13 protein-coding genes are annotated in these 13,212 nt (G+C 40.0%); 7 read left to right on the top strand and 6 right to left on the bottom strand.

The annotated features are described in order from the left end of the window. Positions 1–138: 138 nt before the first annotated feature. The 5 genes from corA to PL8927_RS15095 form a co-directional block, all read right to left on the bottom strand. Positions 139–1,293 carry a magnesium/cobalt transporter CorA gene (gene corA, locus PL8927_RS15115; protein WP_231506029.1) on the bottom strand — a complete coding sequence of 385 codons (1,155 nt, stop codon included), beginning with the start codon at positions 1,291–1,293 and terminating at the stop codon, positions 139–141. 110 nt (positions 1,294–1,403) lie between these two features. After that, positions 1,404–1,868, bottom strand: a complete 465-nt coding sequence (locus tag PL8927_RS15110) for a nitrate reductase associated protein (RefSeq protein WP_083623354.1) — start codon at positions 1,866–1,868, stop codon at positions 1,404–1,406. Between the two features lie 54 nt (positions 1,869–1,922). Next, positions 1,923–2,990 (bottom strand): LOG family protein, encoded by a 1,068-nt coding sequence (locus PL8927_RS15105; protein WP_083623008.1) that lies wholly within the window; start codon positions 2,988–2,990, stop codon positions 1,923–1,925. Between the two features lie 206 nt (positions 2,991–3,196). Then, positions 3,197–3,526: a thioredoxin gene (trxA, locus tag PL8927_RS15100; RefSeq protein WP_083623006.1), complete on the bottom strand. Its 330-nt coding sequence runs from the start codon at positions 3,524–3,526 to the stop codon at positions 3,197–3,199. 720 nt (positions 3,527–4,246) lie between these two features. Continuing rightward, the gene (locus tag PL8927_RS15095; RefSeq protein WP_083623004.1) at positions 4,247–5,410 is read right to left on the bottom strand and encodes a GuaB3 family IMP dehydrogenase-related protein; all 1,164 of its coding nucleotides are present in this window, start codon (positions 5,408–5,410) and stop codon (positions 4,247–4,249) included. A 208-nt stretch (positions 5,411–5,618) separates the two neighbouring features. On the opposite strand from PL8927_RS15095, the gene PL8927_RS15090 reads away from it, so the two are divergent. The 7 genes from PL8927_RS15090 (at position 5,619) to PL8927_RS15065 (ending at position 11,387) form a co-directional block, all read left to right on the top strand. Beyond that, complete coding sequence (locus tag PL8927_RS15090) at positions 5,619–6,572, top strand: FkbM family methyltransferase (protein WP_083623003.1); 954 nt, start codon at positions 5,619–5,621, stop codon at positions 6,570–6,572. A 154-nt stretch (positions 6,573–6,726) separates the two neighbouring features. Further along, the gene (locus PL8927_RS15085) at positions 6,727–7,365 is read left to right on the top strand and encodes a peroxiredoxin (protein ID WP_083623000.1); all 639 of its coding nucleotides are present in this window, start codon (positions 6,727–6,729) and stop codon (positions 7,363–7,365) included. A gap of 124 nt (positions 7,366–7,489) precedes the next feature. Then, positions 7,490–8,476 carry a cysteine synthase A gene (locus tag PL8927_RS15080; protein WP_083622998.1) on the top strand — a complete coding sequence of 329 codons (987 nt, stop codon included), beginning with the start codon at positions 7,490–7,492 and terminating at the stop codon, positions 8,474–8,476. A gap of 407 nt (positions 8,477–8,883) precedes the next feature. Continuing rightward, positions 8,884–9,447 carry a Uma2 family endonuclease gene (locus PL8927_RS15075; protein WP_331281830.1) on the top strand — a complete coding sequence of 188 codons (564 nt, stop codon included), beginning with the start codon at positions 8,884–8,886 and terminating at the stop codon, positions 9,445–9,447. A 177-nt stretch (positions 9,448–9,624) separates the two neighbouring features. Continuing rightward, positions 9,625–10,248: a hypothetical protein gene (locus PL8927_RS15070; protein WP_083622994.1), complete on the top strand. Its 624-nt coding sequence runs from the start codon at positions 9,625–9,627 to the stop codon at positions 10,246–10,248. A gap of 391 nt (positions 10,249–10,639) precedes the next feature. Next, a complete protein-coding gene (locus tag PL8927_RS28050; RefSeq protein ID WP_197047429.1) occupies positions 10,640–10,801 on the top strand; it encodes a hypothetical protein in 162 nt (53 codons plus the stop codon). Beyond that, positions 10,794–11,387: a GNAT family protein gene (locus tag PL8927_RS15065; RefSeq protein WP_083622991.1), complete on the top strand. Its 594-nt coding sequence runs from the start codon at positions 10,794–10,796 to the stop codon at positions 11,385–11,387. Before PL8927_RS28050 ends, PL8927_RS15065 begins: the two co-directional genes overlap by 8 nt. Positions 11,388–11,628: 241 nt before the next feature. On the opposite strand, the gene PL8927_RS15060 is transcribed toward PL8927_RS15065, so the two are convergent. Continuing rightward, on the bottom strand, positions 11,629–13,113 hold the full coding sequence (locus PL8927_RS15060; protein ID WP_083622989.1) for a mechanosensitive ion channel domain-containing protein: 1,485 nt from the start codon (positions 13,111–13,113) through the stop codon (positions 11,629–11,631). Positions 13,114–13,212: the final 99 nt, after the last annotated feature.

Below are 13,212 nucleotides of genomic sequence, written 5' to 3'. Positions count from 1 at the left end.
TTGCTCCCGAATTGCGATCGCACTATCACTAACACCAATCTTAGCCCTAAAGGGCTTACTACGTTGGCTCCCGAATTGCGATCGCACTATAACTAACACCAATCTTAGCCCTAAAGGGCTTACTACGTTGGTTTTAACTTAGGAAGAAGAATCTTCATTTTGAGGCTGGACAAAGCTATTAAACCAACCTCGTCGCCAAAAGAAAAAGAATAAGGCTAAAGCAATCATAAACATCAGTCCCAAACAAACCGGATAGCCCCAATACCAATTGAGTTCTGGCATATTTAAAGGGGAAGTATCAGGATTAAAATTCATCCCGTATACCCCAGCCACAAAGGTTAGGGGAATAAAAATCGTAGAAATCACCGTCAGCAATTTCATAATTTCATTCATTTTGTTACTAATAGAAGACATATAAATTCCCATTAAATCGGAAGATAATTCTCGATAGGTTTCGACCATATCTCGAACTAAAATCGTATGATCATAACAATCTCGTAAGTAAACGCGAACTTCGGGACTAATCACATCACTTCCATCTCGAATTAATACATTAATCGCTTCTCGTTGCGCCCAAATTGCCCGTCGCAGGGTAAATAAATCTCGACGAATACTATAAATTTTAGCCAAGTCTTTAGGAATAGGATTGAATACAACCTGATCTTCTAAGTCTTCTAACATATCTCCATATTCTTCTAAGACTGGGAAAAATCCATCAATAATTGCATCTAAGATGGCATAAGCTAAATAATCAGCCCCTTGTTTCCGAATGAGGCCTTGATTATAACGAATGCGATCGCGTACAGGTTGTAAACAATCATATTCGGGTTCTTCTTGTACCGTCAACAGATAATTTTTTCCTAATATAATACTAACTTGTTCTTTATGTAGAGGATCGTCACCGGGTTTGAGTGTTACCATCCAGGCGACAATTACCAGTTGATCATCATATTCCACTACTTTAGGACGTTGGGGAACATTCACCACATCTTCTAAAGCAATCGGATGTAAATTAAACACCTTCGCCATCCGCTCCCAAGTGTCTTGATTTCCTAACCCTAAAATATCTAACCAAGAGACAGAATGAGTATCTAAATAAGGCGTGCATTCTTCCGGGTTTGTTAATTTTAAACGAGTCGCCATCGCCTCATTATAATCAATTAAAACCATTTCAGGAGGTGGATCATCCGCTTCAACATCTAATGTTCCTGGAGGTGTGCCCGGATCATCATAAAAATAATCTAAATTCGATTCTTCTTCATCCTCATCAACAATAGAATCTATTGGGGGCATAGTCGATTTGATACTGTGTGCCATAAAAAACCGCCCTGAACGTTAATTGAATCGGTTGAAAATTTTCTTGAAATAGGGAATAGAAGCAGTTAATATTTTAACATAAAATGCTAGAGACTCTTTTCTAAAATTTTAAATTCCCTTAAAGCGGGTAAGAAATTTTTATTTTCATGACTAGGACGGCTTAACTTTAGTAAAGCAAATCGTTGTAATGGAGTTAAATCTTGCCATTGTTTTAAGGTAATATTAACACCAACTTCCTCGGTTTTTTGCTGCACCACATTCGGTAATCCGGTTGTTTCTAACCAAGGAGGATAATCATCAATCGGTAAATCCTTAAGAGGAATATCAGTATATTGTTCTGCTAATTCATACAATAAACTTCGATAAGCCATAATTTCTTCCGGTGTACTGATCGAATTTTGCACTAACTGTTGACGAGCATCCTGACTAAATTTATTCCAATGTTCCAGTTTTAACTTAACCCCACAGGTATCCAGTTTATACCTGACAACCATCGGAATACAGTGCAAAGATTCAACAAAATCTTGTTCAAATTGAAATAGATTATTCATATTTCGGGTTTCGGGTTTCGGGTTTCGGGTTTCAGTCAACAGTCAACAAAAACCCTATTTCTGCTCTGGATGTGCTGCCTCTGGGGAAGTAGCTCCCATCCTATTAATGGTATAAATCATTTGATATAATCGTCCGACGCGGCGTTGATTAAAATGGAAGGTTAGACGAGGTAACTCATCTGTTTCGCCGCCAATCTCTTCAGGAAATGCTTTAGTTTTCTTTATTTTACCCTTAGATAACATATCGTGAAACTCTGTATTCAGTTGTTCCACTTGCTGATCAGACAATTCCGATTTTAACCGCATCACAAACTGATCTTTGACATGGCGGCTCGAATGATAAACTCGATAGAAATTAGCGATCGCTTCACAAGCCACAGACAAATCATCAGTAATCGTATAAAAACTCGGATCATCGGGTGAAATCAATCCCCGATTCAGCATTTGTTTTTCAATAAATTGGTGTAAATCGTACCAATAATCGCCCCCCGGACGATCCACTAAAATTAACGGAGCCGGGCCAAATTTTCCCGTTTGAATTAACGTTAAACATTCAAAGGTTTCATCTAACGTCCCAAACCCTCCTGGAAACATCGCTAAAGCATCACTTTCACGCAGAAAAAACAACTTGCGCGTGAAAAAATACTTAAACATAATGGCTTTTTTATTCCCTTCAATATAAGGATTTGAAGATTGTTCAAAGGGAAGCTGAATATTTAATCCAAACGATAAATCCAGACCCGCACCCTCATTTCCCGCCTGCATAATCCCACCTCCACCCCCGGTTAATACCATAAATCCTTGTTGGGTGACACATTGGGCAAAATCTGCCGCCATGCGATACTCTTGGGTATCCGCAGAAATTCGAGCCGAACCAAAAATACAAATTTTGCGAACATGGCGATAGGGATAAAAAATTTGAAAACCCCGTTCTAAGTCTAATAAAGAAGCAGAAATAATTTTCCAGTCGAGGGTTTCAAATTCTTCTCCAGCCATGTGAACCAGACTTGAAAGCGCTCGTGAAATCCACTTTTTATGCTTCAAATTCGGCAGTTGATCCACTAACTGGATAATATCTGCTTGTAGAGAATCTACCGCTTGGCTAATGTCAGAGGAGTGCATAAGATTTTATCACTTACAACAAAACGCCTCAGACCCAAGGTTCCAAGGCGCAACACCCGTGAATAATGAGCTTGAGGTTCGAGTATCATTTTGAGGGAATGGAAAACTCCTTTTATCAACTGACTCAAACCTACTCTTTTTGAAGCCAGTTTTTGAGTTGAGTTGTCAACCCCTGCAACAATGATTAAACTTTACAACTAGCTAGTTCAGGCCTTCAGATACTTTTCTAAAGTAAATGCTAAAGTCGTTTTTGGAACGGCTCCCACAACCATATCCACTTTTACACCTCCTTGGAAAATCATCAAAGTTGGAATGCTGCGAATGCCAAACTGACTAGCAACAGCAGGATTTTCATCTGTATTGAGCTTGACTACTTTTACTTGTCCAGCATATTGTTCTGCAATTTCATCGACAACCGGTGCAACCATACGACAAGGCCCACACCAAGGCGCCCAAAAATCCACTAACACTAAGATTTCGCTGTCAAGCACATCTTCCTTAAAACTAGCATCAGTAACTGGTTTGGCGTTGGACATCCCTAGAAATCCTTATATATAACAGACCCTATCAAATTTGACAGTCCCATCTCAGACACGAATGTATCTGATCAGAGATCCTTGCGTCACAGATTAGATTGGCACAGTGTTAACCTTAGATTTAACGGGTTCCACTCAATCTTGTCCACAAGAATTTTAATTTTACATCCACTGACTGTCTAACAGCAGACGAAGGCTGAGAAGAGGTGATTTCTCTCTCGTTTTTTGCTTGCTTTTTGTTTATTCTACCCTTAATTTGAGCAAGCTTTTGACAAAGCAATAATTCCTCAAGCCTACTTTTGTATGTTAGCCTGTTTGTTCTGAGTCAGTCGGGGGGTAAAAAACCAGTCAGATTTTACCATAAACTTTGTGTTTTTGTTGGTTTTGTGGGGCGTCGTCATTCATTCCCTATTTCCATGAGGACAGGCTCGACAGCCTACAACCCTGCTCAAAAAAATTTTTCCCCGCCGACTTGCACAAATGAGCAGTTATCCTTATCCTAGGAGCAAGCGAATTTAAGCAGGTCGGTTCTAGTCCCTAAAATTAAGAAACCGCCCGAACAAAAGTCCAGGCGGAGTGTGGTGTGAGGAGTGAACGGAAACATACGTCTCCGCTTCTTCTATTGTGCCATTTTATTTCAGAGAATTCCAGGTTGAGTCGTAACTTTTACGACGATTTAACAAGTTTTGTCAAGAATTTTTAAACTCAACCTCCGTAAATTTACTTACCCATCCCTAACTGTTGGGCTTTTTGATAGACTTTTCCTTCGGTCAACAGCGAAGGTGCAATCACAACTTCCACCTGCTGCATTTCTGGAATTGTTTGCGCCCCAAGGGTTCCCATACTGGTTTTTAACGCCCCCAATAAATTATGAGTCCCGTCATCCAATTGAGCCGGGCCACGCAGGATTTGTTCTAAGGTTCCCGTTGTCCCTACCCGAATCCGAGTTCCACGCGGTAACACCGGGCTAGGGGTTGCCATTCCCCAATGATAACCCCGTCCTGGAGCTTCTTTCGCGCGAGCAAACGGAGAACCAATCATCACCCCATCGGCCCCACAAGCGATACATTTACAAATATCTCCTCCGGTAATTAATCCGCCATCGGCAATAATGGGGACATAACGCCCGGTTTCTTGATAGTAATCATTTCGCGCTGCGGCACAGTCGGCTACGGCCGTTGCTTGGGGAACTCCAACTCCTAAAACCCCCCGTGAGGTACAGGCCGCACCGGGGCCAATCCCAACTAAAATTCCCGCAGCACCCGCTTTGAGCAAATCTAGGGTGATATCATAAGTGACACAGTTGCCCAAAATCACCGGAATCGGCATTTCTTGGCAAAATTGAGCTAAATCCAGAGGAATAACGGACTCCGGCGATAGGAATGTCGTTGATACCACCGTGGCTTGAACAAAAAATAAATCGGCTCCGGCTTCAGCCACAACCATTCCATATTTAGCGGCTCCAACTGGTGTAGCACTTACCGCCGCAATCCCGCCACCGCTTTTGATTTCCTGAATTCGTTGGATAATGAGTTCGGGTTTAATCGGTTCTGCATACAATTCTTGCATCAAGGTGACAAACTCATCCTTCCCGACTGAAGTGATCCGATCCAAAATCGGTTCGGGGTCTTCGTAGCGGGTTTGAATCCCTTCCAGGTTCAATACTCCCAATGCCCCCAATTTAGATAATTCTACAGCCATGCGAACATCGACCACCCCATCCATGGCACTAGCAATAATCGGAATTTCTCGTTGAATACCACCAATTGTCCACGTTGTATCTGCCAAACTTGGATCAAGGGTGCGCTGTCCAGGGACTAACGCAATTTCGTCAATGCCATAAGCTCTGCGGGCAGCCTTGCCCCGACCAATTACAATATCCACTCTTGTATTTGTTCCCAAGACTCTATTTTTATTTACTGTAATACGAGTTTACCCGATTTCAGAAGGTAGTCCATTAACAAGGACTGCCTTTGCTTTACCTGCCACCGAACCTGTGCAGGAATCGTTTGTATATTAAATTTGTTATTGTTGCCATCTCATCTGTTATATTAAAATAGCATATACAAATGGGTTAGGGAGAACTAAGCCAATGTCTTTTATCAAAACTTTGTTTCAAGAAGCGATCATTTTTACTTTCCGTCCCTTAATTTTTAGAGAGGTGGAGGGATGGGGAAAGATATACAATATTTTTGTCGGTAGTTACAAGAGAAACTGGTTTTGGCAGAATACCAGAAAGCGAAGAATTAAAGGCAAGCTAAATAACTTTTGGATGGAGTTGGATATATCTCAGTGGTCTGATCGCTACACATTTTTTCTGGGTCGCTGGTACGACCTCCCAACTCAAAAACTTCTTGAACAAGTCCTGAAGAAGGGAGACGAAGTTATTGATGTTGGTGCTAATATTGGTATGTTTGCTCTCGCTGCAAGACATATTATTGGAACCGAAGGTATTGTCTATTCCTTTGAGCCTAACCCTGAAGCAAGAAAGCATCTTAACTACAACATTGAGATCAATCAAATTGAGAATATCAAAGTTTATCCAGTAGGTCTCGGTGAAACCGACGCGCAGCTTACCCTTTATGTACCCTATATTAACTCTGGGGAAGGAAGTCTTGCATCTTTTCCTAATACTCAATACAAAGATAACAAATGCTATGAAGTAAAAGTCGATGTCAAGGTTGGCGATACTCTTTTACAAGAGACAGCACCTCGTCTGATTAAAATTGATGTGGAGGGGGGAGAAGTAGGTGTGCTGAAAGGGATTTCTAAATTGATTGACAGGCATCGACCACTGATTATCGCGGAATATGTGCCAAAGCATATCCGTAGATTTGGCAACTCTTTTGAAGACATTTTATTGATAGCCCAAGAACACTCCTACAACCTTTTCAAATTGGACTTACTCAAGATTTCTGGTAGCTACAATTTATCACTTATTCCCATTGAAGATTCTAAATTTGACGAACCCTGTGATATCCTACTCGGTCACGCAGAAGATCCTTTCATCAAAGCGTTGGTGTCGGGAGGAATTACGACCCAATAAAAAGACATATTTCAATACTACGATATCCTGGCTACCGACTAAAATTCGATTTTCTGGAGCTTCAATCCCTTTCTGTACAAACTGCTTGAATCCGATGGGAAAACTGGGGTATAATAACAACACAAGTTTTAATTGAACTTACAGGATATTAACTATGACACTTCGACTTGGGGATACCGTACCTAACTTTACTCAAGCGTCCTCCGAAGGTGACATCAGCTTTTATGATTGGGCTGGGGATAGCTGGGTGGTGTTATTTTCTCATCCGGCCGACTATACTCCCGTTTGTACAACGGAATTGGGAACCGTTGCTAAATTAAAACCCGAATTTGACAAACGCAACGTTAAAGTGATTGCTCTGAGTGTGGATGATGCCGAATCCCATAAAGGTTGGATTCAAGATATTAACGAAACTCAAAATACTGTGGTTAATTATCCCGTTTTGGCGGATGGCGATCGCAAAGTGTCCGAATTGTACGACATGATTCATCCCAATGCCAATGCTGCGGTGACGGTGCGGACTGTTTTTATTATTGACCCCAACAAAAAACTGCGTCTGAGCTTAACCTATCCTCCGAGCACCGGACGCAACTTTGATGAAATTCTGCGGGTAATTGATTCTCTGCAACTGACTGACCACTACAGCGTCGCTACTCCGGCCGACTGGAAAGATGGAGAAGATTGTGTGATTGTTCCTTCCCTCAAAGACCCAGAAGTCTTGAAACAGAAGTTCCCCAAAGGGTATCAAGAAGTCAAACCTTATTTACGTTTGACTCCTCAACCGAATAAATAAACCCATCTTGAGGAAAAAAACCCGGTTTCTGAAGGCAAGAATCAGAAATCGGGTTTTTGCGTTAGTCCAGTTAATCTCTAAAATGAAAGAAACCCACTGCAAAATTTTAACTAGGACATCGTTCATGGACATTAAAAACGGTTTTGTTGGCACCATTGGGAATACCCCTTTAATTCGATTAAACAGTTTCAGCGATGAAACCGGATGTGAAATTTTAGGGAAAGCAGAATTTCTAAATCCGGGGGGGTCTGTTAAAGATCGCGCGGCTTTATATATTATTAAAGATGCAGAAGAAAAAGGATTACTGAAACCCGGTGGAACCGTTGTAGAGGGAACCGCAGGCAATACCGGAATCGGATTAGCCCATATTTGTAATGCTAAAGGCTACAAATGTTTAATTATTATTCCTGAAACTCAATCTCCTGAGAAAATGGAAGCTTTAAGAACATTAGGGGCAGAAGTTCGTCCAGTCCCGGCTGTTCCTTATAAAGATCCAAATAATTATGTTAGATTATCAGGACGTTTGGCCTCAGAAATGGAAAATGCAGTTTGGGCGAATCAGTTTGATAATTTAGCCAATCGTTTAGCCCATTATGAAACAACCGGGCCAGAAATTTGGCAACAAACCGATGGAAAAGTGGATGCTTGGGTTACTGCAACGGGAACTGGAGGAACCTTTGCCGGAGTTTCCCTATTTTTAAAAGAGAAAAATCCTCAGATTAAAACTGTTGTTGCTGACCCGATGGGAAGTGGGTTATATAGTTATGTGAAAACGGGAGAAATTACGCCTCAAGGCAATTCAATTACTGAAGGTATTGGAAATAGTCGAATTACGGCTAATATGCAAGGTGTTCCCATTGATGATGCCATTGCCATTGATGATGATCAAGCGTTACGAGTGATTTATCAACTATTAAGAAAAGATGGGTTATTTATGGGAGGTTCTGTAGGAATTAATGTGGCGGCGGCTGTGGCTTTAGCTAAAGAAATGGGGCCGGGTCATACCATTGTGACGGTATTATGTGATGGGGGCGCTCGTTATCAATCTAAATTGTTTAATAAGCAATGGTTACAGGAACGGAATCTCTGGCCGAATAATTTGGATTTTTAGGACTGAGATACAGCCCAAAATTCCACAACCTCCCATTAATTTCATTTGGTATTTCCATCATTTTTGCGGAAATAATTCTTTTGGTCATTCATCAACTTTAGGTTATCTATTTCAGCAAAGATTAAGCAACCCGAAATAGTTAACTTCGTTGATAAGTTGGGAGAGATTATTGGCGATCGCACTCCAAAAACAAATCAACTCATTTGAGAATATTTGTTGTTGGGTGAAATAGCGATCGCCAAATCGCAAACTTGAGAATATGATTGTTGAGGCAATCTCTGGTAACACGACATGAAAACATTATATATTTCGATATAATGAATGTATTAATTGGGCTAAGTTGATATATGGCAATCGCAACCGACCGACCAATTCAACAGAAAGCACTCAGCTTTGACGAGTTTCTCGTGCGTTATCGTGACGATAACCGTTATGAACTTATTGATGGAGATATATTTGACTTGGAACCAACAGGCTTGCATGAAGAAGTTGCAGCTTTTATTACCACAAAGGTATGCGTCCAGATTGACCAAATGGGATTACCTTGGTTTGTGCTTCAGCGAGGACTTATTCGCCCTTCTAACATTGGAATGACTGCATTTCGACCTGATGTGATAGTTATTGATCGCCATGAGCTTACTAAAGAACCAATTTGGAATGAGCAGTCAATTCTGACATTAGGCAGTTCAATTAAATTTGTAGCGGAAGTTGTGAGTAGCAACTGGCAAAATGATTATGCGCGTAAAGTTGAAGACTACGCGACTCTGGGCATTCCCGAATATTGGATTGCCGACTACGCTGGATTGGGAGGTGTTCGACATATTGGGAAGTCCAAACAACCTACGCTCTCTATCTGCACATTAGCAAATGGAGAGTATGAAATTCAGCAATTACGAGGCAATCAGATAGTTGTTTCGACTACTTTCCCTAACCTAAAATTGACAGCCGCAGAAATTTTAAAAACTTTTTAAATAGCGATCGCAAAATCGCAAACTTGAGAAGATTATTGTTGAAGCGATCGCCAAAGTTAAGAAATTGAGAAGCGATCGGGGCATAACAAATCATTGGAGCGGACAAAGTTATGATATTTTGGTTGAGAGCGAAAGTATATCTACCGCTCAATTCAACCTTTAGACTAGGATGGCAGCATGGAGAATATTCCAGATACATATATTGATTTGATGGCTATTGTCAGGAAAAGACTAGATGCAATCGATAAGATTAAATCATTGGGCGAAGAAAACTTTTATTTGTCAGAAATTGTTGCATTTCATGGACGAAAGATAATTGAAGCTATCGCATTTTCATGCTTGTTAGCAGTTGATAATAGTCTTAAATCAGTTCCGAAAGAGGCAGAAGGTCAGTATAATGCGGAAAAGATTTTCAGAACCTTAAAAAAGAAAGGGCTTAATGCTTTACAAAATCCTTCGATTATCAGGCAGGCTAGTGAAGAGGAGAAAAATCAACATAATGTAAATGTAGTGATAGAAGGTATTCCTGCCAAATGCCTAACATATGACGATCTAATCAGTATTTATAAAAAGCTGCACAATTGGTTGCACGAGTTAAATCCTTATACTAAAAAAGGTCATACTGAATTTAATAATATAAATCATCCACAACTATGGAGTGATATGTCGAGACTTGAAAGTATGATGGAGTGTCATACCATCACCGTTAGAGGTATTGGTTTTTATTGTACTTTGCGTGATAAAGATACTGGAGATACTAAAATGATCGCTATATCAAAAACAAGTAATACTTTAGTCTAACGATGCCATGCAGGGCGATGATCGAATGATCCTCTCAACTGAATACTTTGAATCTCCGCCCCTGATACTTGTGCGGTTATGCCGATCCGATCGCTCCGTTTAAGCGCAATCGCCGATCCTGTAGGGTGTGTTAATGAAATGTAACGCACCTTATTTTTGTTTGAACATATACAACAACTTGAACTTGTTTATTTGTCGATTACAATGTCTAAAGAAGTAGCGGTTTAAAGAGATATCACAATCATGGCAATCCGTCAGCCTCGCTATAGTAAAGAAGAATTTGCTCAACGCGGCGATCAGATCTATCAAAATGAGATACGCATAGCTATTTAAAGTCCGATCGCGCCTTTTTACTTGCTATGATGAATATATAGAGATTGTACACCCTGACATGAAATATCCTCTCCATACCCAATCTAAGCCTGTTTCAGGTATTGCCGCTAAGAAACTACTAGAAGCGATCGACGCTGGCGAGTCAGTTGTTAATGATCGCGTGCTTGCTCTTGCAAAGCGTATTGCTGCACATCGTCGCAAAGCACAGAAAAATGGCTAGTTCTGGTAAATTTGATGGAGTTGATTTTTCCCAAGTCAATATTGAGCCTCTAACCCCTGAACTTCGGCAACTCGGTCAGGGGTTTCGCTGTGTCAGGGGAGAATTTGTTACCTATTGGAAACAGAGTCGAATTCAACGAGAAGCTGATGCCTATCTTTGTCAATGTTGGCTCGTCAGAGTTGAAGATGCTCTGGCTGGCTACATTACACTTCTAGCAGATAAGTTAGAGGTTGAGGATGCACTACTAATTCAAGAAGGTGTGAAATATCGTACTTTCCCAGCCGTCAAGATTGGACTACTTGCCGTTGATCGTCGCACGAAAGGGCTTGGAGTAAGGTTGATGGAATGGGCGATCGATTATGTGATTACTCAGGTAGTTCCTGCGATCGGAGTAAGATTTATCACTGTAGATGCGCTTTACGATTTCGATGTTGACCCAGCTTATGATGCATCTGGCTTCTATGAAAAGTTAGGGTTTGAGTTTGCTGATCCAACTGAATCTCTTCCACCTGCCAATCCGTATCGTACAATGTATCTCGATCTAAAGCCGTTGATGGAAGAACTTGCCAGGGAAGAACTGCTTTAATCTTTCCAAACTGCCGTATAACTTCACCGTTATGCAAAGCCGATGCGTCCGTTGAGGTTATCTGTTTCTATTCGAGATTGGGCAAGCAAAAATAGTTAACTTCGTTGTTGAGTTCAGAGAGATTATTTGCGATCGCACTCCAAAAACAAATCAACTCATTTGAGAATATTTGTTGTTGGGTGAAATAGCGATCGCCTAGAAGCATTTAAGCAAATTATTATGGAAATTTTAAGTGTTAATTTTAAATTCCAAAGAGTGATTTCATGCGTTTTCGTATCCAGAGAAGGGGATTAATATCTAAATCTTCTTCCTCGCCTAAAATTCCCATTTCTCGTAATAGTTGCTGACGTTGAAAAAGTTCTTCTTTTCGTTCAACTAATTTTTCAGCTATTTGATCGGCTAATTGAGGATAACTGGATAAAAAATGATGAAATACATTTCGGTCTACCACAAATAAAATCGTTGTTTCTAAGGTTCGGACAGCAGCCGTGCGGGGAATTCCCATAATTAAGGAAAGTTCTCCAAAAAAGTCTCCGGCGTTTAAATTACGAATATGTTTGTTGACTTTCTCTGAGATAATTTCCACAGAACCAGAAAGAATAATATGAAACGCATCCCCTGGATCTCCTTCATGAAAAATAAATTCTCCTGGGGGGATGGTTTCTCGATACCCTTGTTCAATTAATCCTAATAATTCTAAGTCTGTAAACTGTTCAAAATAAACGACTTTTCTTAATAAATCTCGTAGGGATATATGATTTGTCGGTTCTAGCTCTAAACCCTCAGATTCTTCAACAGTTTGAATAGCAGAAAATTGAGCTTGAGGAGGAGCAGGAACAGTAACGGGATAAGGGTTAAAAATTGTTCTTAAGTCTTCAGGGTTTTTAATCCATAAATCTCTCTGAGGGAGGGGAATAATAATATTGTTTTTTTTAAGCTCATTTTCAATAATATAATTTAATGAACTTTGGATCGGAAGTCTAGCTTTGGGTTGATCAATCCAGACTAAAAGCTCAAAATTAATCGCACTATCTCCAAAATTCCTTAACCAAACTTGAGGCGCGGGATAGGACAAAACTCTCGATTCTCGACGAGCAACAGCTAATAAAACTTCGGTAACTAAAACTGGATCACTCCCGTAGGAAACAGGAACTTGAATATGAATTCGACTATTAACATTTCCATAACTCCAGTTGATAATATTTCCACTGACTAAACTTAGATTGGGTACAATAATAGAGATCCCATCATTGGTTAAAATAGTTGTAGCGCGAATTGATATTTTCCGAATTGTTCCTTCTAAATCCTCAATTTCAATATAATCTCCTACTTTAACAGGACGTTCAATCAAGAGAATTAATCCGCTTACAAAATTTTGAACTAATCCCTGAAAACCTAAACCGATCCCAATCCCTAAACCTCCAGCTAAAAAGCTTAAAGACCGAATATCTAAACCACAGGCTTGAGGAACAATAATAAACCCTAAAGCAATGGCAAAATAATAACAAATTGTAGCGATCGCATCTCGGCTACCTTCATCAAATCCCCATTTGACCAATAATTTATCCCGTAACCAATTAGTAAAAAACCTAGCAATTAAAATAACAGCGAATAAGGAAATAATGATGGTAAAAATCAAATTAACTGAAATCGTAATTTCCCCTAATCTAATGGGCTGAGTAAAAATTTTGTTGAAAAATTGTATTATTCCTAGAATAATATTCATGGTTTTTACCCTCTTTTCTGCTTTGTAAATTTACAACAAATTAAAATAAATTTATCTAATTATATAAATTCCAAAAAAAATGACTGAATCCGTCAAATT

The sequence above is a fragment of the Planktothrix serta PCC 8927 genome (assembly GCF_900010725.2).
GTDB classification, from domain to species: domain Bacteria; phylum Cyanobacteriota; class Cyanobacteriia; order Cyanobacteriales; family Microcoleaceae; genus Planktothrix; species Planktothrix serta.
Note: the sequence above shows the minus strand (reverse complement) of the source record. Positions and strands in the feature narration are given on the sequence as shown.

Bases quoted from the DNA above. Each gene is read 5' to 3' on its own strand.
- corA (WP_231506029.1), bottom strand. From the start codon at position 1,293: ATGCCCCCAATAGATTCTATTGTTGATGAGGATGAAGAAGAATCGAAT.
- PL8927_RS15110 (WP_083623354.1), bottom strand. From the start codon at position 1,868: ATGAATAATCTATTTCAATTTGAACAAGATTTTGTTGAATCTTTGCAC.
- PL8927_RS15105 (WP_083623008.1), bottom strand. From the start codon at position 2,990: ATGCACTCCTCTGACATTAGCCAAGCGGTAGATTCTCTACAAGCAGAT.
- trxA (WP_083623006.1), bottom strand. From the start codon at position 3,526: ATGTCCAACGCCAAACCAGTTACTGATGCTAGTTTTAAGGAAGATGTG.
- PL8927_RS15090 (WP_083623003.1), top strand. From the start codon at position 5,619: ATGTCTTTTATCAAAACTTTGTTTCAAGAAGCGATCATTTTTACTTTC.
- PL8927_RS15085 (WP_083623000.1), top strand. From the start codon at position 6,727: ATGACACTTCGACTTGGGGATACCGTACCTAACTTTACTCAAGCGTCC.
- PL8927_RS15080 (WP_083622998.1), top strand. From the start codon at position 7,490: ATGGACATTAAAAACGGTTTTGTTGGCACCATTGGGAATACCCCTTTA.
- PL8927_RS15070 (WP_083622994.1), top strand. From the start codon at position 9,625: ATGGAGAATATTCCAGATACATATATTGATTTGATGGCTATTGTCAGG.
- PL8927_RS28050 (WP_197047429.1), top strand. From the start codon at position 10,640: ATGAAATATCCTCTCCATACCCAATCTAAGCCTGTTTCAGGTATTGCC.
- PL8927_RS15065 (WP_083622991.1), top strand. From the start codon at position 10,794: ATGGCTAGTTCTGGTAAATTTGATGGAGTTGATTTTTCCCAAGTCAAT.
- PL8927_RS15060 (WP_083622989.1), bottom strand. From the start codon at position 13,113: ATGAATATTATTCTAGGAATAATACAATTTTTCAACAAAATTTTTACT.